The sequence below is a fragment of the Dyadobacter sp. CY326 genome (assembly GCF_021390515.1).
Taxonomy (GTDB): Bacteria; Bacteroidota; Bacteroidia; order Cytophagales; family Spirosomataceae; genus Dyadobacter.
Genome location: NZ_JAJUXI010000003.1, coordinates 240,381 through 259,750 on the forward strand (window position 1 = coordinate 240,381; position 19,370 = coordinate 259,750).

The following is a 19,370-nucleotide window of genomic DNA, read 5'->3' on the forward strand; positions in this document are numbered from 1 at the left end:
TATTTAATTCTCGCATGTTGTTTCCATATTTCCCTAATCTTAAATCACTCCATTATGCGAATCATTTTACCGTTTTTAGCTGTTATCATTTTTTCCTGTAACCAAAATAAAGAAGTGAACGAAGCATATCAATGGCCCGAAGCAACACCTCCCGTGGCAGAAAAGAAAGACCATGAGACTGGCATGCATGGCGACAAGCGCAATGACGAATATTATTGGATGGCTGATTTTTTCAGCAAAGGCCCGGACAGCAATAAAGTTGTCGATTATCTGAAAGCGGAAAACGCATACACGGATCAGATGATGGAAGGGACCAAGAAATTTCAGGAAGATCTTTTTGCTGAAATGAAAGGCAGAATTAAGGAAAAGGATGAGTCGGTTCCCGTGTTCAGCAATGGTTACTGGTATTATACAAGAAGCGAAGAGGGGCAGCAGTATTTTAAATATTGCCGGAAAAAGGGAACGTTGGAGGCAAAGGAAGAAATGCTTTTGGACGTAGACAAACTGGCAGAAGGGCATCCATATTATTCGGCAGTGGGTTTCAACATTAGCCCGGATAACAAGCTGCTTGCTTACGGCGTGGACACGGTGTCGAGACGTCAATACACGATTTACATTAAAAATCTTGAAACAGGAGAATTGTTTAAAGACGCAATTTTCCCGGCCAGCGGCGGTTCGGAATGGGGGAATGATAACAAGACATTGTTTTACACGGCGACCAATCCAAAAACTTTGCTGAGTGAAAAGATCAAACGACACACACTTGGCGCGGACAGCAAAAAGGATGTGGTCGTTTACGCGGAAAAGGACAACAGCAATTACATTGGCGTGGGCAAAACCAAATCGGAGAAATACATTATCATCGCTTCTTCGGCCACAATGTCCTCAGAATACAGGATTCTGGATGCAGACAAGCCGGAAGGAGAATTTGCCGTTTTCCAGCCGCGTATAAAAGATGTGCTTTATGACATTGAGCATCACGACGACAAGTTCTTGATTGTTACCAACAAGGATGCGCTTAATTTCAAACTGATGGAAACGCCTTTGAACAAAACGGGCGTCGAGAACTGGAAAGAGGTGATTCCAACGCGAAAAGACGTGTTATTGGAAGGAATTGATGTTTTTAAGGATTTTCTGGTCGTTACCGAGCGGAAAAATGGCTTGCTGCAATTGCGCATTCAAAATGTGAAGAACAAAACAGAGCATTATGTGGACTTTGGCGAGCCTGCGTATGCTGCTTATGCGAGCTCTAATCCTGAGTTTAACACGACCAATCTGCGTTACGTTTACACTTCGCTCACCACGCCGAATTCTGTGTATGATTATAACATGGAAACCAAGAAGAAGGAGCTCAAAAAGCGCCAGGAAATTGTGGGCGGCTACGATCCGGAAAAATATGTGACGGAGCGGCTTTATGCGGAATCCCGCGATGGCGTGAAAGTGCCGATCTCGGTTGTATACAAAAAGGGAACTGAAAAAAGTGAAAAAACGCCATTGCTTTTGTACGCATATGGATCATATGGCAATAGCATGGACGCAAGTTTTAGCAGCACAAGGTTGAGCCTGCTTGACCGGGGATTCATTTACGCGATTGCGCACGTGCGTGGCGGGCAGGAAATGGGCCGGCAATGGTATGAAGACGGAAAGCTTTTGAAGAAAAAGAACACATTCTTCGACTTTATCGACTGCGCTGAATATCTGATCAAGCAAAAATACACTTCGTCTGCACATTTATACGCGGAGGGCGGAAGCGCGGGCGGTCTGCTCATGGGCGCGATTTCTAACCTCAGACCGGAACTTTGGCGAGGCATCATTGCCGACGTGCCTTTTGTGGATGTGGTGACAACCATGCTTGATGAGACCATTCCGCTGACAACCAATGAGTTCGACGAATGGGGTAATCCGAAAAACAAGGAATATTATACGTTCATGAAAACTTATTCGCCATATGACAATGTGGAGAAGAAAGCTTACCCCAATATGCTTGTGACCACTGGCCTGCACGACAGCCAGGTTCAGTATTTCGAGCCGGCAAAGTGGGTTGCGAGACTTAGAACGCACAAAACAGACAAGAATGTGCTGCTTTTAAAAACCAATATGGAAGCAGGTCATGGCGGCGCCTCGGGCAGATTTGAATATTTGAAAGAAGTGGCCTTGCAGTTCGCGTTCATGTTTGCGCTGGAAGGAATTAAGGAGTAAAAGCGTTGCCAGCCCGGCCCGGGCGCCGGGCTGACAACTTAATTTTAAAGCACTCCGAACGCGCCTTCAATGTCCGCGATGATGTCGTCAATGTGCTCTATCCCGGTTGAAATCCGAAGTTGCGTTGGGTGTACACCGGCTGAAACTTGCTCGATCTCATTCAATTGCGAGTGCGTCGTGGATGCCGGGTGAATGATAAGCGTTTTTGCGTCGCCGACATTGGCGAGGTTGCTGATCAGTTTCAGGTTATCGACGAATTTTTCTGCTGTTGCCCTGTCGCCTTTCAATGTAAACGAAAGCACCCCGCCATAACCGCGTGTCAGGTATTTTTTGGCAAGTTCGTGATATCTGTTATTCTCCAATCCAATATAATTAACGCTTTCGACTTGTGGCTGATTTTCAAGCCATTGAGCCAGTCTTAATGCGTTTTCAGCAATTCTTTCCACGCGCAATGTCAGCGTTTCAAGGCCTTGCAGGAACAAGAAACCGTTAAATGGCGATAGGGAAGGACCCCAGTCACGCAAACCTTCTACGCGTGCACGAATGATGAACTGAATGTTTCCAAACGGTCCGCCGATGCCGAAAACATCATTTAAAACAATTCCGTGGTAACTTGGTGACGGTTCGGTGAATTGCTTGAACTTGCCGTTGCCCCAGTTGTAAGTTCCGGCATCTACAATCACGCCGCCAATGGATGTTCCGTGTCCGCCGATCCACTTTGTGGCAGACTGCACAACGATATGCGCTCCGTATTTTATTGGTTGAAAAATGGCTCCGGCTGCTCCAAAAGTGTTGTCTACGATCAGCGGGAGGTCATATTTGTTGGCCAGGGCCGCGAAAGCTTCAAAATCCGGGACGCTGTAACTTGGATTGCCGATTGTTTCGAGATAAATGAATTTCGTTCTGTCATCGATCAGCTTTTCAAAACTGTTCACGTCGTCGCCATCAGCAAATCGCGCTTCAACGCCAATGTTTTTAAAGGAATTCTTGAATTGGTTGAACGATCCGCCATATAGGAATGACGTGGTCACGAAATTATCGCCAACTGTCGTAATGTTATTAATCGCAATGAACTGCGCCGAATGTCCCGAAGCGGTCGCCAAAGCAGCCACGCCGCCTTCAAGTGCAGCCACTCTTTTCTCAAAAACATCATTGGTTGGATTCATGATCCGGGAGTAAATGTTCCCGAACTCTTTCAATGCGAACAGGTTAGCTGCATGTTCGGCATTATTGAACACATAGGAAGTAGTCTGATAAATGGGGACAGCCCGTGAATTGGTTGCAGGATCTGGTTGCTGTCCGGCATGGAGTTGCAGGGTTTCAAATTTCATTTTCTTGACGTTTTAAAAGTGGATGGATATCAAATGTATGAATTATAATATTTAGCATATAGAAATTGTAGTCTTTTATCAGAGACATATTTTCTATCATTTTACCAATATAATGCATTGCATAATTACAAACCAAACCGACTTATTGAACGACGGTTCACAAAATCAATGCTAACAAATTGTCACACTGCTGTTTCAGCGCATGCAATGTTGGCTCGTCCGCAATTTGCTGTTCAGAACCGATCTTCATTTTAATGTTGGGAATGGAAAGTGCGCTCGCTTCATTGCGGCGCGTTCCAAGCGCGGTAAGTGTGAGCAGGAGCGAGGCAAGGGCTTTATCACCGCCACTATTGAGCGGAGAAGCGCTGATTGCGGAGACAGGTTTGTCATTGAACTCACCCGTTGCAACGGTCCAGTCCAATCCATTTTTCAATGTGCCTGGCACACCAAATGCATATTCGGGCGTGCAAATGATTACACCATCCGCATCCAGAATTGCTTGTTTAAACCTCGTTACGCCCTCGGTTTCCGGAATCCCCGGACTAAAATGCGGCATCTCGTCCAGGCCTTCAAATATTTCGAGCTCCGCATGCGCTGGAAGGAGGTTGCGCATGGTTTTCAGGATGAGCGTGTTTGTTGAATCGGCGCGAAGACTGCCTGATATGCCCAGCAGTTTGATTGTTTTCACTATCATAATTTTGCTGAAATATCAACGAGCAGGCGTTTCACAATGTCCTTTAATGATTCCGGTTCCAATATGCAGGCGCTTGCCGCGAGCATCAAATACCAACGCGCAAATCCTTCAAAAGAAGCGCTGAGGAAACTCATTTCGACGCCGTCGTCGGTCACGATCTCAGATACAAATCCGTAATAATAGCGCTGATTATGAATGTATTGCGCCTGTCTTTTATCAATCTTAATGCGGATCAAGCGCAGATTTTGCGTATCCCAGGCATGTGACAGGAAGTCTTTCAGTGGCGCATGCTTGTGCTGGAAATCTTTTTCAGTCAGCTCTATTTGCAGAATGCGGTCGGAGCGGAAGTTGCGGTAATTGTTGCGTAAATGGCAATAGGCAATGGTGTACCAATAATCGTTTTCGTGGTAAATGCCGACTGGCTCAATTACCCGCTCCGTAAGATCCTGAACGCTTAGCGAGCTGTATTTAATCTTCGAAATCTTCTTTTCCGTAATGCTTTTCAGCAAAACATCCAGCGTGTTGCTGTTTTCAGCATAAAATGGCTTTGCCGACTGCCTTACTTCAATGTGGTTTTCCAGGTGTTCAACCATTGATTTCTCGCTGCTCCGCAACACTGCCTTGATCTTGAACATGGCAGACTGATATTGCGACTGCGTAGAAAGGTCGGTGAATTTTGCCATCAACTTTTCGGCGGTGATGAAAGTGCGCGCTTCCTCTTTCGTAAACATAACAGGAGGCAGGCGATAGCCATCCATGATCGAATAACCCACACCTGCCTCCCCAATGATCGGCACGCCCGCTTCTGCCAACGAGCTGATATCTCTGTATACGGTCCGCAAACTGATTTCAAACCGCTCTGCGAGATCCTGAGCCTTTACAATCTTGCGCGATTGCAACTGAATTAATATGGCAGTAATGCGATCAAAACGGTTCATTTGTGACGGGCTAACGGATTCGTCACAAAAATAGCCTTATTGAACCGTTTCTCTCAAATTAAATGCCTCGGAAATTAGCTCAAATGACTTGATTCGATCTTCATTGCTGTCAGACATAGTGGAAAGGATAATTTCGTCCACACCGAAGTCTGCGGCCAGCTTGGTAAGTTGTTCCTTTACATCTTCTTTCGTTCCGGAGACGATTCTGCCGCTGTTGTAACGGATTCTTTCGAGCTCGCCAGCCGTGAATTGATAATTTTTGACAGTCGCTGCATCCGGAAATGGTCCAAATTTACCTTTTTCAAATTCGACGAGAATGTAATCCATCATCTTGCGCATTTCAAGCGCCTTTTCCTCCGTTTCACCGCAAAGCACAAACACCGAAAGAACGGCGTGCGGCTCGGGATTCTGATCGGATGGGCGGAAGTTCTTGCGGTAAGTTTCAATAACATCCGGGCGAACAAAGCCGTTGATAAATTTGGCAACGGCCAATTTAAGTCCAAAACGCGCTGCTATGTTGCTGCTGCCGCCGCTCGAACTCAATATCCATTGCTCAGGAATTGTAGCCGATTGGGGAGAAGCATAAATAAATCCGCGTTCTGTTCCTGCTGTGTCTCTAAAAAAGTGCTGCAAATGATCCAGTTGGCGCAGATAACTGCTCTCACTGAAATCATTGGAAGGGTTCAATACGGATGAAGTAACGCGATCAGTCCCTGGCGCACGCCCCATTCCAAGGTCAATGCGGCCCGGAAACAGCGTTTCAAGCATTCTAAAATTTTCGGCAACTTTCAATGCGCTATGATTAGGCAGCATAATGCCGCCGGAACCAACGCGGATGTGAGACGTTGCATCGGCAATCTTCACCATGAGCACTTCTGGTGTGGAGCCGGCAATAAATGTAGAGTTATGGTGTTCCGAAACCCAAAACCTGCTGTATCCAAGATCTTCTGCCAGGATGGCTGTGGCAATGGTTTCATTGATGGCGTCGCGCACAGTTGCGCCTTGCCTTACGACGGATTGGTCTAGTATTCCTAATTTTATATGATCCATGCTCGTGTTCTCTATTTGTGTGAACAACAACAGCTTTGGCATTTGTATTCCCTGTAAATGGATAAAAAAGTGCTTCCCTGCCGTATACTGCCATTTCTTGCATCATCATTAGAGACGGAGATGTCTCATTAACAGGGTTATAGCACGCGTTCCCAGTAAGTGGTCCTGCCTAGGAGGGGAATGCCAACATAACCACGAACTTCCATTTTTTCGTTGCGCAGCTTGATCAGGCAGTTGTAAGTTTTGCCACTTTTGGGATCATACATTTTGCCTTCGTCCCAAAGTCCGTCACTAAAAATGAAGTTTTTCAGCAAATCAATGTTTAACATGCTGCGGGTTCGAAGTTTCTCATTCGTATTATTAACGTCCTTCTTAGGCGTCAGGCCATCAGCTTCCAGCAAATCAAGCGACCAAACTAGTTTGCCTGCATACTGATTTCCCGTCTTGTAGATTTCAATGCGGGTATCTTTTTCTTCATTAACCCATTCTCCCAAAATCTTGTCGGCAGCTCCATTCTGAGCGAAGCTGGTAAAGAATATAAATACGAAAAATATTGTAAAAGTAATTTTGGTCATTCGTGAAATTTTAAAAAATGGCGTTGCTAAGCGCTCCTGGCATCTGGAAATTGTTCAATAACTGAAATGATTCGAAGTAAACTGTAAAAAAGCTATAAAAATCCTAATCAGCCAGTATGCAGTTTATACGCATTTATCTATTAACGTTTATTAATCTAACAATGATAGAATTCAATTCTTACGATGTTAGATTCTTAGAATGGCTTTGGCATCAGGAATAAGTTATAAATATACTTGCGGGTCTATCGCACAATATACAACACTTCGCCCAAAAGCAATGCTGAATTATTCCAAGAGGCTCTTGCAGGCTTTGCGGTTCCTAATCTATGGATTTCGTAAAAAATGCTAGTCCTATAAGCGCTTGTAGAACATTGTTTACAAAAGTCGTGCTTCCTGTCATTTACAATTATTTTACGCGAATTAATTCTAGAATTAATTCCTTTTGTAATTTTATTCGCATAACAACCAGCCTTTATATCACGTGCCAGAAAATTTGCCTCCGATTCCCGATAATGAAATGCAAAGGTTGCTAACCCTTTCAGATTTTGACATTGATTACTCAGATCACCAGGGAACATTCAAGGATCTCGCCAAGCTCGCCGCAAAAGTCACCGGCACAACCATTTCGCTAGTCAATCTGATCGATTCACTGACGCAGTGGACAATTTCCAACTTTGGGCTTGACCTTGATCAAATGCTTCGCGAAGATTCGGTTTGTCAATACACGATTATGGAACCAGAATCTTTCGAAGTGGCTGATCTTTCGGAGGATAATCGGTTTAAAGATAAATTTTACGTTACGGGCGACCCAAAGGTTCGTTATTATTATGGAGTGCCGTTAAAAACGAGCGGCGGCATGCATATAGGCGCATTGTGCGTGTTGGATCGGGAACGCAGGACACTTGATCCTGAGAAGATTGAGCTGATGAAGATTATTGCGGACGAGATCGTAAGTCGATTAAAAACCTATAAAGTGCTCGAAACGCTCCGTGCAAAGCTCAATGATGCAAAGCAAACGCAGAAAAAAGTAGCGCATGACATTCGCGGCCCGCTTGGCGGCATTGTAGGACTAGCACAAATCATTCGGGATCAGGGAGATAGCAATCAAATGGACGAAGTGCTTGAATTTGCAAACCTGATCCATAAAAGCGGTAATTCCATTCTTGACCTTGCGGAAGAAATTCTGGAATCGCATAAGGAGAAAAAGATTTCGGGGCAGTCTAATGGCCAGGATAAGAACCGGTTTGATTTGATCATGTTCAAAGACAAACTCGTAAAACTCTACGGTCCGCAGGCGGTTCATAAAAACATTACATTTTACGTCAATACGAGTCCGTTAACCGAACACATTCCTGTGTCTAAGAGCAAATTGCTTCAAATAACAGGAAATCTGATCTCCAATGCGATCAAGTTTACGCCTCCGGGGGGTTCCGTGACAGTTGATCTTCAACTCATTATCAACCCGGATGTGCCAACCTTGCAAATTGCAGTTATCGACACAGGCGTTGGCATGCCGGAAGAGAGCAGGCAAGCCATTTTGTCCGGCAGTGCAACATCGACAGGCGGGACAGTGGGTGAACAAGGATTTGGTTTTGGGCTGGCGCTTGTTAAACACCTGGTTGACAGCCTGGATGGCAATATGGTCATTGAATCCGTTATTGGCGAAGGCACGACTTTCGAGGTTAACTTGCCGCAGCACATTTACTAGCTTGGGCCTGAAAGGAGGTTTTCCCAGTGCATCCGAATATTGGGTTATGCATTCCGGGAAAACTTCTTTTCAAGCTTGGACATCACCCTTGTGGCCGTCGTCCCATGAATGAGAACGGATAACAAGACGATAAATGAAACGGTCGACCACAATTCGTCGCCCATATAAAAGGTTTCTTTTTGCAATGCAAAGGCGAGATAATAAAAAGATCCGACGCCGCGGATGCCATAAAAGCCAATTCCCATCCGTTCCTTGAAGTGCAATTTTGTGCCAATAAGCGCAATGAGTGAAGAAACCGGCCGGATCACGAGCAAAAAAAATGCTGCCAGTAACGCGTAGGACCAGGTTAAATGTTCCAGAATGCCATTGACCAAACTTCCACCGAAGATCAACAAAACGATTGCAACCAGGATTCGCTCCGTCTGATCCGAAAAGCTGTGCAAATCCTTGTGAAATTCGTGATTGAGTTCATAATTACGAATCGTGAGCGACGCGACAAAAACCGAGACAAATCCATAAGCACCAAGGAGTTCCACCAACCCAAAAATCGAAAGAGCAGCTGCTACGGCAATGAATCCATCATTCAGGCTTATCGAATCCCGTTTTTCTGAAAAGTTGAAGATTAAATAAGCGACGACCCAGCCCAAACCGATCCCAAAGATCACACCGGCCCCGATTTTATATGCAAGATCAATGGTCAGCCATTCGCCCATCACTTCGCTGAAATTCCCGGTTGCCGAACCGGCAAGCAAAATAGCCAGCCACGTGAAAGGAAACGCCATGCCGTCATTCATTCCGGCTTCGGCCGTAAGCGAGAAGCGGACTTCGTCCTTTATCTCACCCATAGGCGGCCCCACCTGCACATCTGCGGCCAAAACTGGGTCCGTGGGTGCGAGCACCGCTCCTAGAAGCAGGGCAGAAGCAAGGTCAAATTTTAGAAACCAGTAAGCAATAAAAGCCACCGCTGCAATGCATAGCACCATTGTGATAGTTAACATGCGAAACGGGACATTCCACGATTTAAAAGAAAATGGTTTGTCAATTTTCAAACCGGTCCCCATCAGCGAAATCACGACGACCAATTCTGTCAGGTGAATCGTCTGCACATTAAATAACAGCGGACTGGGATGGGGGAGGAAGTCGAAAAGCTGGTAAACGATTACGCCCAGCAGCACATACACAACCGAGTCGGAAATGCCGGTGACCTTGGTGAATGAAGGCATCCAGGCCATTCCGAGCGTGGCAATTCCAATAATTGTGAGCGTAACCATGTAACTATCCATAATTGTCCGGCTCTAAAAACCATGCCTTTGACGTTTACATATTGTTTTGTTTGACAGACATCGCCAATTTTACCAACGGAAATAGACGCAGACATTAAACAGAAGAATCTTGAAACTATATAAAGGACTGGTTGCGGCGACTGTGGAGGCGTTGGAAAGCATTTTTATAAAGAACCGCCACGCAGATCGCGTTGTCGAGCAGCTTTTGAAATCCAATAAGAAATGGGGCGCCCGCGACCGTGCATTCATTGCCGGCAACACCTATGAAATTGTGCGCTGGTGGCGGTTGATCAAATTTTCGGCGGGGCTCGATCGCGTTGACGAGACGGAGGAGTTTTGGGAAATTGTGGGCGTTTGGCAGCTGATCAAGCCATTGCAGTTAAGAACTGAGGAAGAAAGCGCCCTTCCGGACTGGCCGGAATTTGCCAGCATTGACGCTGCGGACGTTTTGGCAAAATATCACGAAGGATTTGCCGAGCGCAAAATCGCCCAATCGATTCCGGATTGGATTGATGAACTTGGCGCGCTGGAACTAGGAAATAATTGGGAAGGTGAGATTGCTGCATTAAATGAACAGGCTCCGCTGGTTATCAGGGTTAATACGTTGAAAGCAAGCATTGATTCGGTTAAAGAGCTTTTCGGTGAAGATGGGACAGCGCAAGTTGATGGTTTGCCGGATGCACTGATCCTGAATAAGCGGCAGAATGTCTTGAATCAGGAAGCATTTAAGCAAGGTTTTTTCGAAGTTCAGGACGTTGGTTCTCAGCTTATTGCGCCTTATCTGGACATTCAGCCGGGACAAAGTGTGATTGATGCTTGTGCCGGTGCCGGCGGCAAAACATTGCACATTGCAGCATTGCTTCAAAATGAAGGCTCCATTCTCGCGATGGACATTGAATACCATAAGCTGCAAGAACTGACAAAACGCGCAAGCAGGAATGGCGTCAAAAATCTTGAAACGATGGTTATTCAATCTGACGAGATCATTGAAAAGCTCGCCGGGACAGCGGATCGGTTGCTTTTGGACGTGCCGTGTTCGGGTTTAGGAGTTTTAAGAAGAAATCCGGACTCGAAATGGAAGCTGAAACCGCAATTTTTGGAAGAAATAAAGAAAGTACAATGGCATATTTTGACAACATATAGCCAAATGGTGAAGCCCGGCGGGAAAATGGTTTATGCAACTTGCAGCATTCTTCCTTCCGAATCAGAAAATCAGGTAAAACGCTTCATGCGGGCCAATAAGGCGGATTGGAAGTTCATTTCGGCGCACCGCACTTCGCCTTCAAAGGATCAGTCGGACGGGTTTTATATGGCTTTGTTGCAAAAGAAATAGTCGGGCAGGCTTAGGGCATGGTTTTTTCCATTTTAGGCAAAATAAATATAAAGACTATGGAATTTTTGATAAACGAAGCATATTACACGCTGGTTGCAGAGGCGCCGGATAAGCAGCCGCCTGCGCCAAGTTACCCGGAACCGGGCCAAATGGCCCCAATGAATCCCACTCCGGATGTGCCGGGAACGGACGCACCCGAAGTGAGCACAGGCTCAAAGGTCGATTCCGATGAGCCCGCGCAGGAAACCGATGAGGAACAGGTGGGGGCGATCGAGTCGGGAAATCCTTAATTAACCTTTTTCAACCAGCTTTTTGATTTCTACAAGAATGGGGTTCCAGCCTTCTCCATTGTTGTAGGAATCCTGGTAACGCCGCTCACCGTCTGCCACAGTCGAATAATCTCCCTGGCTGACGTTCAAAATCGTCTTTTCTCCCTCCGGAATAAGTTCATAGGTCACATTCAGATAGTTTTCTGACGTGTCGTCAATGTTTGAATTGGGGTCAATGGTTGTGTAAATGAGCAATTGCTCCGGTTCGATTTCGACGATTTCTCCCTTCACGTGCACCATATTTTTACCCTCATATTCACCCTGCCAAAGCAATTCACTTCCCACTTTCCAGTCGGAAACGGTCTCGCAACCAAACATATATTGTTTCGTTTTTTCCGGGTTAACGAGTGCATCCCAAACTTCTGACGCGGGAGCGTCAATGGTAATGCTGTTTCTGATAATGCGTTGTTCTGCCATTTTCTATTCGGTTTTGCGTGTTGTAAATGATGAATGAGTTGTAATCTTCCGCAATGTTAATGGCTTTCGCGCCGGTTCTGATTGCGTTTCACGGATTATTTCTAACCGAATAAGGAGTTACGCCAAACTTCTTTTTGAATGCATTATTGAAATGTTGAGGCGTCGCATATCCGAGCGTGGTTGCGATTTCAGCGGCAGTTTGTTCAGTGTCGAGCAAATACTGACGCGCCAGCGCGAGCCGCTGATCCGTCAAATAGCCGAAAACGGTGTTGTTAAATGTCTCCTTAAACCCGCGTTTGAGCTTATATTCATTCAAACCCACTGATTGGGCAATTTCAGTGAGGTTGGGCGGGCAATGCACGCGCTCATGAATAAGGTCGCGAACGGCAATGATCTTTTCTTTGTCCGTCGCGTTTTTAATGTAAATCTCCTTTTTATCCTGCGAGACGCTGACTGCATCTGCGCACAAAACCAACAATTCAATGCTTTTAGATAAAAGGAAAAGCTTTTTGAGGTCATCGGCGTATTTGCAATGAATAATCTGCTGTATAACCTGCTGAATAGGCGCGTCGATCACGCCCCATTTGTCAGAAAGAATCACGCTTTTTCCTTCCATGATGCCTTGCGAAAACCGTTTCAATGCATCGCTCGAACCGGCAGTGAACTGAACAAACAGTTCTTTGGGAAATTGAATGCCGAATGTTTCGAGTTCGAGCGTCTTGTTGGTGACCACCATATCGAAGTCGCTGGAATACATGATGTTATGATGGCCGCCAATGAGGTCATATGTCTTGTTGAGCTGCTTGTAATCGAAGCTGTAATTGCCGCGCATGCCAAAATGCATACGCACAACATCCGTTTTGCTGCTCGACGAGAAGCTGGACAGTTCAGTAAATTTCGAGACAGCGTGTCCAATCCGAATCCCATCACATTGCCATAAAACACCCGACATTTTGCCCTTATCAAACTCCCGCGACTGCCTTTCTTCCATTTTCAAAACATTTAGATCAATCAAAAAACTACTTTTTCGCATTCCCCAACCACAGGATCGCGTCTGCAATCAGTTTGCTCTGCGCGGGATTATCAAATGTAAATGAAAGCTCCTTATTCGTATTGTGCTCATAATCAATGTCATTGTGGCCCATATTCATGTAAACCATGTTGTATTTTTTATTGGTCCAAACAACGGGATAATAACCGCTGTGCCAAATCTCATGCTCCTTAGGACCCGTTCCGAGCGGAAAACTGGAAGGATCAATGGACAACAGCACTTGAATGTTGGGGTTCGCTTTCAAATCATTTTCCCAGCGATACCATTCATTGGGTGATGCTTTCATGGTTCCGGAAATGCTTTTGGTAACAAGGCTTTTGGGATCTTCCACTTTCAGGATTGCGGAAGTTGGCCGCCAGGTGTTGCTTTTATATTGACCAGAGCCCAAGAATTCATTGTGATACCAATCCCAGTTTTGCGGGTAAGCAGAGGGCGTCAGCGCAAATGCTGCAAAATGAAATCCCAGCCAGCCGCCGCCTTTTTCAATGTATTTTTGAAAAGCCTCGCGCTGAGAAGGCGTTTCAGGCCGCGTATCCAGGAACAGCACCACCTGATATTTCGCTAAGAACGCATCATTCAGGTTGTTCCAATTGCTTGTTGAATCATACGTAAAGTTATTCTGCCTCGCCATCTCAGGAAACCGCTTGTTGGCCTCGCCCACAAAACTGACATGTGCACGGTCATTTTTTCCAGTAAAAAAGGCGATTACTTTGAATTTAGCATTGGGCTGTGCCTGCGCGTTCGGTGTGATCAGCAATAACAGCAACATGGCGGACAGCACGCTTATGCTGCGAATTTTGAAAAAATGATGCATCGGTTTAGGAAAGTTAAAGTCACTAAATCTACGAATATCTGCTTTATTTGCGGAAATAATTTTGGCCACGCCGCTTACATTTACCCGTTTTTAAACCATGAATTATTCCCTCATTGCCCAGCAAACTGCTATTTCCGAGAAGCAGGTCAGAAAGACAATTCAGCTTTTTGAGGAAGGCGCGACTTTGCCATTTATCTCGCGTTACCGGAAAGAGGCGACTGGCGGTTTGGATGAAGTGCAGATTGGGGCGATTAAGGATTCTTGGCAAAAGCAACAAGAAGTTGAAAAGCGCCGCGAAGTCATATTAAAAAGCATTGACGAGCAGGGGAAATTGACGCCGGAACTTCGTAAGAAGCTGGAAAACGTCTTCTCGCTGCTGGAATTAGAGGACATTTATCTTCCCTATAAACAGAAAAGAAAAACACGCGCGGGAATGGCCATCGAACGTGGCCTTGAACCGCTCGCACAGTTGATTTTCAATGGTAAAGAGTCTGATCCTGAGCGCAAAGCAAAGGAGTTTTTGAATGATCAGGTTGGCTCAGTTGAAGATGCATTGCAGGGAGCCCGAGACATTATTGCGGAGTGGATCAATGAAAATCAGGATTCCAGATCGCGGATTCGGAATCTTTTTCAGCGTGGGGCGGTGATTACTTCAAAAGTCAAGAAGAAAAAGGAGGAAGAAGGCGTAAAATATCGGGATTATTTTGATTTTTCAGAGCCTTTATCGCGTATTCCCTCGCATCGCTTGCTGGCCATTCGGCGGGGTGAGGAAGAGGGCATTTTGAATGTCAGCATTTCGCCCGATGAGGATCAGGCCATTGAGGCTTTGGACCGGTTGTTCCGCAAAGGTCCGCCAGCGGTTTTGACGCAAATGGAGCTTGCCATTTCAGACAGTTACAAGCGACTATTGAAACCTTCCATTGAAACCGAATTCGCCAATTTATCAAAGGAAAAAGCGGACATTGCTGCTATTCAGGTCTTTACTGAAAATCTAAGACAACTTTTGCTCGCATCTCCTTTGGGTCAAAAGAATGTTCTGGCAATTGATCCCGGTTACCGGACTGGTTGTAAGGTTGTTGTGCTGGACAGCCAGGGCAACCTCAACGCGGACCAGGTTATTTATCCGTTTGACAAGCCGGGCGATGCCAATGCAAGGCTATCTGATTTGATTCAAAAGTTTAAGATTGAAGCGATTGCTGTGGGAAATGGAACGGCCGGTCGCGAAACGGAGGACTTTGTCAGGAAGCTTTTGGCGTCAGCTGGTAAAGCTGAGGAAGTTGGCTTGTTCATGGTCAGCGAGCAGGGCGCTTCAATTTATTCTGCTTCGGATGTTGCGCGCGAAGAGTTTCCGGATAAGGATGTAACCGTTCGTGGCTCTGTTTCCATAGGGCGGCGCTTGATGGACCCGTTGGCTGAGCTCGTCAAAATTGACCCCAAATCCATTGGTGTCGGTCAGTATCAGCACGATGTAGACCAGAATTCATTGCGAAATGCTTTGGATACAGTCGTGGAAAGCTGCGTAAATTCCGTAGGCGTAAATCTCAACACGGCAAGCAAGCATCTTTTGCGTTATGTATCGGGCCTTGGAACGGCTCTGGCGCAGAATATCGTGGATTTTAGGGCAAAAAACGGCGACTTCAAATCAAGGCAGCAATTATTGAAAGTGCCGCGGCTCGGATCGAAAGCTTATGAGCAGGCGGCAGGGTTTTTACGCATTGAAAATGGTGCTAATCCATTGGATAACAGTGCAGTACATCCTGAACGTTATGATTTGGTCGGTCAAATGGCCAAAGATGCAGGCGCGACGATCAAAGACCTGATGCAAAAGTCTGAGCTGAGAAAGCAAATCAAGCCGGAGAATTACATTAGTGATTCGGTTGGGCTTCCTACATTGAAAGACATTCTGCTTGAACTCGAAAAACCATCACGCGATCCACGCGAAGGCGTTAAGCAGTTCGAATTCGACAGCTCGGTCAGGAAGCCTGAGGATTTAAAGGTGGGCATGGTGTTGCCGGGAATCGTCACCAATATTACTGCGTTCGGCGCATTTGTGGATGTTGGTGTGAAGCAAGACGGGCTTGTCCATGTTTCGCAAATGGCTGACAAATTTATCAGAGATCCGAATGAAGTGGTGAAGCTTCAACAAATTGTAAGTGTGAAAGTCACGGAGGTGGACTTAGCAAGAAAGCGCATTGCGCTAAGCATGAAGTTATAAATGTACTAAGCCAATCCGGGCAGTAACTCGGATTGGCTTTTTGCTAATGCATCAAAGAACGTGCTTGCGATCGTCTTCAACAATCTGCTTGATATTCCGGAGCACTTTCATCCAGTTTTCTTCGGCGGCGACAACAGCCTCATCGGTTTGCAGATTGTCCTGCGTAATAGTAACCGTCGTTTCGTCGTCAAATCCAGAAATGTGATATGTAATGTGCGCGTAATTGTCTTCAAAATCATCCGTCCCGGATAACGGACTCCAATAAGTGTAACTCAGCACGCGTTGCGGAATGAATTCCAGAATGATTCCTTTGTCTTCGTATGGTTGGCCGTCCCAAACTCCTTTGTAAGTGATCGGGCTGCCGACTTGCCAGTCAGAATACACTTCCGCGCCGTACATATATTTTTTGACAATTTCTGGATCGATCAATGCTTTCCAAACCGATGCGGGGCTGGAATAGATCGACATGGACGTAGTTGCAATAAGTTCTCTGTTCATGTTTTTGGAATTAGGTCATGCCAATAAATATTGAAAACCGTGCCAATGGTCATAATTTGGTCTATAAAGTGGATTTTTCCGTATATTAATCAAACACAAAAAAGTCAAACAGTGCAAGAATTATACTTTACGCAAACGCTCCCGATTTCACTGGATGAAGCGTGGTCATTCTTTTCCAATCCTGCGAATTTAAAGGAAATTACGCCTGCGAAAATGGGTTTTATTGTCACTTCTAAACACCATGGCGGCGCAATGTATGCGGGACAAATCATTCGTTACATTGTCAAACCGGTTATGGGAATTCCGTTGAAATGGTGCACCGAAATAACGCATGTTGCTGATAAGCAGTATTTTGTAGATGAGCAGCGGTTTGGTCCGTATGCGTTTTGGCATCATCAGCATCGGTTCACGGCCGTTGAAGGCGGAGTCTTGATGGAAGATATTTTGAACTACAACGTGCCATTGGGTTTCATAGGCGACATTGTCAATGCACTTTTTGTCAAAAATGAGGTTACCCAGATCTTTGAATACAGAAAGAAAGTGCTGATCGAACGCTTTGGCAATTAGAAGCTGTATTGAACCCTTGCCGTGAAAATGTCGTCCGGTGCGTCGCGCTCAAATCCACGAACAGCAGACTTTTCGTTTTTCACAAAATCATAATAGAACATGAATTTCAGCGATTCGTTGGGAATGTAAACGTAGCCCATTCCAATGGTGTCATATCGAAGGTCAGCTTTGGTAAAGCCTTTGTTGTCGGCAATTTCGGTGCCTGACACAAGCTTGTTCGGGTCGTACCAATCATATTTAAGCACAAACTGGTGTTGGAGACTGCCCAGGTTTTGCACATAATAAAAGTAAGCGCCGTCAAACTTGCGGATGTAAAGCGGGTCTTTTATTCCGTTCGTGACCGGATATTCGCCGGGCGTTTCGCTGCTTGCGAATGTGGCAGTCTGCTGCCCGCGAATGTATTCGAACCGGAATTCCGTTTCACCCTTCACGTTCGGAATCGAGATTTGGAAATCTGCTCCTGCATAATTTCTCGGTGCTGTTTTTCGGTAATTTGTAGCGGACGAATCGCGCAGCATTACATATTCGCCCGCACTGATTTTCGTCCGGTATAGCGTTTCACCCTGACTGGTGATGCCACCTTTGTAACCAGAAATTCCCGCAGATATGATGAAGTTTCCAAACGACGGCAGCTTCGTTGGCTTCAAACTGAGCCGCCCGATCACATCTTTGTGACTGTCGTAATCCACAGGACCAGCCACGCCCTGGCCATTAAAAACACCAATATCAAGCTTTAATTTCTGACGCCATCGAACAGATTGCCGGCTGGTGACCGTTAGCATAGCGCCGATATCCCGTTCCGTTTTCATCAGTATTTGTGACATTCTTCCACGTTCCGGGCTCTCCCTGTTTGCCGACGAAAGGTTAATTTCGTATCCAAATGGCCGGGCAAACATTCCGGTTGTCAGTGCAAATATCTTGAATTTGTTCTCGTAAAATCGTCCCCAAAAATCGCGAATGGCCACGCCTCGCTCTGTCCCGTCGAACTGGAAAACGAAATAAGAAGTAGGGTCTGCGTGATCATTCAAATGCGCATAATCCACGCGTAAACGACCGCGGCGCAGCATGAAGCGATTGTTAGACATGGGCGAAAAATTGCCGCCATTATAAGTTTCAGCGCCTTCTTTTGCTATATATTGAAATTGTGGTTGAATGTAACCGCCTATTTTGACCCGATTGTAGCGCTGGTAAATGGAAAGCATGCCTTTTCCCATCTGGTTGGTCGTGTCCACAAGGTCCATAAGGAATCGTTGTGAAAATGCCTGGGAGTTGGAAAGCAGCATTAAAAACACAATGCTGCCGGCAAAACGGTAATTCATTATAAGGAAGTTAGTGTCAGAAAAATGAGTACAAAGAACCTTAATTTCCCTCAATTTTTTGCTCAAACACTGACAACTTTTCGTTCGAAGCCTCAATTACCAATTTATACTTTTAAAATGGTTAAGATGATTAAATAATAATTAAACTATTGATACTTATAATAAAAATAAAGCTTTTGATATGTATAATACTTTTTATATTTATCAAAAGCTTTATAAGTTTATAATGTAGAAAAAGTTGATTACAAGCTGCTCTAAATCAATGGCTTGCTTAAACTTTCGAAATCAATAAGAAGCTGTAAAGCGCTTTTTGATAAATTGAGGTCGTTCAATTTCATCCACGATTGCAACGGCAAGATCCTCTGACGAAATAATGCTTCTTCCATTTTCATCAAAAACAGGATTTTCAAGCGCAGTTCTGTATGTGCCTTTTCTTACGCCGGACGTTCCCTGGTGCATTTCAATGGCAGGACTTAGGAATGTCCAATCGAGGTCATTTTCTGTCAAAAGGATCTTATGATATTCTCTCGAAGCCCCAGCGCCGGGTTTGTATTCTTCCGGGAAATCAGGCGTGTCGATAAGCTGTAATCCGGGAGCGACTTCGAGGCTTCCTGCGCCGCCTACCACGAGGAAGCGTTTCACTCCTGACGCCTTTACACCAGCCTGAATGGCTTGCGCGCCTTCCAGATATTCTGCGTAAATATTCGGGTTTGTCCAGCCCGGATTGTAGGTGCTGACAACGGCGTCATGGCCAGCCACTGCATCTGCAACTTCACTTGCATTGAGCACATTTGCAGACTTGGGAGTTACCAGGTCGCTGTCCGAATCAATGTTATCAATGTGCCGTGCGATGGCAGTTGTCTGATGTCCTCTCGATATCAATTCCTTTAAAACTTGGGTGCCAACAAAGCCAGTTGCGCCGATTAATGCTACTTTCATTTTCTAATGATTTGGGAATAACGTAAATTAATTAAAGTGGTGATTGCTGCTTTAATACTGCATAAGCGTGTAAAGTTTATGAGTAAATGAGTGAAAGGTGTGGCTGAGAT

The 19,370-nt window shown here is 45.5% G+C and carries 18 protein-coding genes; 6 read left to right on the forward strand and 12 right to left on the reverse strand.

Annotated elements, in window-relative coordinates; translation table 11 throughout:
• Window positions 1–54 precede the first annotated feature (54 nt).
• Window positions 55–2,199 carry a S9 family peptidase gene (locus LZG73_RS05430; protein WP_233846724.1) on the forward strand — a complete coding sequence of 715 codons (2,145 nt, stop codon included), beginning with the start codon at window positions 55–57 and terminating at the stop codon, window positions 2,197–2,199.
• Between the two features lie 44 nt (window positions 2,200–2,243).
• Here LZG73_RS05430 and LZG73_RS05435 read toward each other — a convergent pair whose 3' ends face one another.
• From LZG73_RS05435 to LZG73_RS05455, 5 genes are all read right to left on the reverse strand, one after another.
• Entirely contained in the window at window positions 2,244–3,530 is a 1,287-nt protein-coding gene (locus tag LZG73_RS05435; protein WP_233846726.1) for an O-acetylhomoserine aminocarboxypropyltransferase/cysteine synthase family protein, read from the reverse strand.
• Window positions 3,531–3,687: 157 nt separating this feature from the next.
• Window positions 3,688–4,224: an NADPH-dependent FMN reductase gene (locus LZG73_RS05440; RefSeq protein ID WP_233846728.1), complete on the reverse strand. Its 537-nt coding sequence runs from the start codon at window positions 4,222–4,224 to the stop codon at window positions 3,688–3,690.
• On the reverse strand, window positions 4,221–5,162 hold the full coding sequence (locus LZG73_RS05445) for a YafY family protein (protein ID WP_233846730.1): 942 nt from the start codon (window positions 5,160–5,162) through the stop codon (window positions 4,221–4,223). The genes LZG73_RS05440 and LZG73_RS05445 overlap by 4 nt, the downstream gene beginning before the upstream one ends.
• Before the next feature lie 36 nt (window positions 5,163–5,198).
• Window positions 5,199–6,212: an LLM class flavin-dependent oxidoreductase gene (locus LZG73_RS05450; RefSeq protein WP_233846732.1), complete on the reverse strand. Its 1,014-nt coding sequence runs from the start codon at window positions 6,210–6,212 to the stop codon at window positions 5,199–5,201.
• A 137-nt stretch (window positions 6,213–6,349) separates the two neighbouring features.
• Window positions 6,350–6,787, reverse strand: coding sequence for a DUF2147 domain-containing protein (locus tag LZG73_RS05455; protein ID WP_233846734.1), 438 nt, complete (start codon window positions 6,785–6,787; stop codon window positions 6,350–6,352).
• Window positions 6,788–7,268: 481 nt separating this feature from the next.
• Between LZG73_RS05455 and LZG73_RS05460 the strand changes: the two genes are divergently transcribed.
• Entirely contained in the window at window positions 7,269–8,495 is a 1,227-nt protein-coding gene (locus LZG73_RS05460; RefSeq protein WP_233846736.1) for a GAF domain-containing sensor histidine kinase, read from the forward strand.
• Window positions 8,496–8,539: 44 nt separating this feature from the next.
• Here the strand turns inward: LZG73_RS05460 and LZG73_RS05465 are convergent, their stop codons facing one another.
• Window positions 8,540–9,778: a sodium:proton antiporter gene (locus LZG73_RS05465; RefSeq protein ID WP_233846737.1), complete on the reverse strand. Its 1,239-nt coding sequence runs from the start codon at window positions 9,776–9,778 to the stop codon at window positions 8,540–8,542.
• Between the two features lie 109 nt (window positions 9,779–9,887).
• Between LZG73_RS05465 and LZG73_RS05470 the strand changes: the two genes are divergently transcribed.
• Both LZG73_RS05470 and LZG73_RS05475 read left to right on the forward strand, forming a co-directional pair.
• On the forward strand, window positions 9,888–11,111 hold the full coding sequence (locus tag LZG73_RS05470; RefSeq protein WP_233846738.1) for an RsmB/NOP family class I SAM-dependent RNA methyltransferase: 1,224 nt from the start codon (window positions 9,888–9,890) through the stop codon (window positions 11,109–11,111).
• Between the two features lie 56 nt (window positions 11,112–11,167).
• Window positions 11,168–11,401, forward strand: a complete 234-nt coding sequence (locus tag LZG73_RS05475; RefSeq protein ID WP_233846739.1) for a hypothetical protein — start codon at window positions 11,168–11,170, stop codon at window positions 11,399–11,401.
• Here the strand turns inward: LZG73_RS05475 and LZG73_RS05480 are convergent, their stop codons facing one another.
• The 3 genes from LZG73_RS05480 to LZG73_RS05490 all read right to left on the reverse strand — a co-directional run bounded on the left by LZG73_RS05480 (window position 11,402) and on the right by LZG73_RS05490 (window position 13,722).
• The gene (locus tag LZG73_RS05480) at window positions 11,402–11,857 is read right to left on the reverse strand and encodes an SRPBCC domain-containing protein (protein WP_233846740.1); all 456 of its coding nucleotides are present in this window, start codon (window positions 11,855–11,857) and stop codon (window positions 11,402–11,404) included.
• 88 nt (window positions 11,858–11,945) lie between these two features.
• Window positions 11,946–12,848 (reverse strand): helix-turn-helix transcriptional regulator, encoded by a 903-nt coding sequence (locus LZG73_RS05485; RefSeq protein WP_233846741.1) that lies wholly within the window; start codon window positions 12,846–12,848, stop codon window positions 11,946–11,948.
• A gap of 28 nt (window positions 12,849–12,876) precedes the next feature.
• Window positions 12,877–13,722 carry a ThuA domain-containing protein gene (locus tag LZG73_RS05490; RefSeq protein ID WP_409014310.1) on the reverse strand — a complete coding sequence of 282 codons (846 nt, stop codon included), beginning with the start codon at window positions 13,720–13,722 and terminating at the stop codon, window positions 12,877–12,879.
• A 97-nt stretch (window positions 13,723–13,819) separates the two neighbouring features.
• Between LZG73_RS05490 and LZG73_RS05495 the strand changes: the two genes are divergently transcribed.
• The gene (locus LZG73_RS05495) at window positions 13,820–15,937 is read left to right on the forward strand and encodes a Tex family protein (RefSeq protein WP_233846742.1); all 2,118 of its coding nucleotides are present in this window, start codon (window positions 13,820–13,822) and stop codon (window positions 15,935–15,937) included.
• 51 nt (window positions 15,938–15,988) lie between these two features.
• On the opposite strand, the gene LZG73_RS05500 is transcribed toward LZG73_RS05495, so the two are convergent.
• Window positions 15,989–16,435 (reverse strand): SRPBCC domain-containing protein, encoded by a 447-nt coding sequence (locus tag LZG73_RS05500; protein WP_233846743.1) that lies wholly within the window; start codon window positions 16,433–16,435, stop codon window positions 15,989–15,991.
• Between the two features lie 111 nt (window positions 16,436–16,546).
• On the opposite strand from LZG73_RS05500, the gene LZG73_RS05505 reads away from it, so the two are divergent.
• The gene (locus LZG73_RS05505; protein ID WP_233846745.1) at window positions 16,547–17,002 is read left to right on the forward strand and encodes an SRPBCC family protein; all 456 of its coding nucleotides are present in this window, start codon (window positions 16,547–16,549) and stop codon (window positions 17,000–17,002) included.
• Here LZG73_RS05505 and LZG73_RS05510 read toward each other — a convergent pair.
• Complete coding sequence (locus LZG73_RS05510; RefSeq protein ID WP_233846747.1) at window positions 16,999–18,321, reverse strand: porin; 1,323 nt, start codon at window positions 18,319–18,321, stop codon at window positions 16,999–17,001. The genes LZG73_RS05505 and LZG73_RS05510 overlap by 4 nt on opposite strands.
• A 285-nt stretch (window positions 18,322–18,606) precedes the next feature.
• Complete coding sequence (locus LZG73_RS05515) at window positions 18,607–19,260, reverse strand: NAD(P)-dependent oxidoreductase (protein WP_233846748.1); 654 nt, start codon at window positions 19,258–19,260, stop codon at window positions 18,607–18,609.
• Between the last annotated feature and the right edge of the window lie 110 nt (window positions 19,261–19,370).

What these genes read in the sequence shown, in the direction of transcription:
- LZG73_RS05455 (WP_233846734.1), bottom strand. Translation starts at nt 6,787, where the DNA reads ATGACCAAAATTACTTTTACAATATTTTTCGTATTTATATTCTTTACC.
- LZG73_RS05495 (WP_233846742.1), top strand. Translation starts at nt 13,820, where the DNA reads ATGAATTATTCCCTCATTGCCCAGCAAACTGCTATTTCCGAGAAGCAG.
- LZG73_RS05510 (WP_233846747.1), bottom strand. Translation starts at nt 18,321, where the DNA reads ATGAATTACCGTTTTGCCGGCAGCATTGTGTTTTTAATGCTGCTTTCC.
- LZG73_RS05475 (WP_233846739.1), top strand. Translation starts at nt 11,168, where the DNA reads ATGGAATTTTTGATAAACGAAGCATATTACACGCTGGTTGCAGAGGCG.
- LZG73_RS05500 (WP_233846743.1), bottom strand. Translation starts at nt 16,435, where the DNA reads ATGAACAGAGAACTTATTGCAACTACGTCCATGTCGATCTATTCCAGC.
- LZG73_RS05490 (WP_409014310.1), bottom strand. Translation starts at nt 13,722, where the DNA reads ATGCATCATTTTTTCAAAATTCGCAGCATAAGCGTGCTGTCCGCCATG.
- LZG73_RS05430 (WP_233846724.1), top strand. Translation starts at nt 55, where the DNA reads ATGCGAATCATTTTACCGTTTTTAGCTGTTATCATTTTTTCCTGTAAC.
- LZG73_RS05515 (WP_233846748.1), bottom strand. Translation starts at nt 19,260, where the DNA reads ATGAAAGTAGCATTAATCGGCGCAACTGGCTTTGTTGGCACCCAAGTT.
- LZG73_RS05485 (WP_233846741.1), bottom strand. Translation starts at nt 12,848, where the DNA reads ATGGAAGAAAGGCAGTCGCGGGAGTTTGATAAGGGCAAAATGTCGGGT.
- LZG73_RS05480 (WP_233846740.1), bottom strand. Translation starts at nt 11,857, where the DNA reads ATGGCAGAACAACGCATTATCAGAAACAGCATTACCATTGACGCTCCC.
- LZG73_RS05450 (WP_233846732.1), bottom strand. Translation starts at nt 6,212, where the DNA reads ATGGATCATATAAAATTAGGAATACTAGACCAATCCGTCGTAAGGCAA.
- LZG73_RS05445 (WP_233846730.1), bottom strand. Translation starts at nt 5,162, where the DNA reads ATGAACCGTTTTGATCGCATTACTGCCATATTAATTCAGTTGCAATCG.
- LZG73_RS05435 (WP_233846726.1), bottom strand. Translation starts at nt 3,530, where the DNA reads ATGAAATTTGAAACCCTGCAACTCCATGCCGGACAGCAACCAGATCCT.
- LZG73_RS05440 (WP_233846728.1), bottom strand. Translation starts at nt 4,224, where the DNA reads ATGATAGTGAAAACAATCAAACTGCTGGGCATATCAGGCAGTCTTCGC.
- LZG73_RS05465 (WP_233846737.1), bottom strand. Translation starts at nt 9,778, where the DNA reads ATGGATAGTTACATGGTTACGCTCACAATTATTGGAATTGCCACGCTC.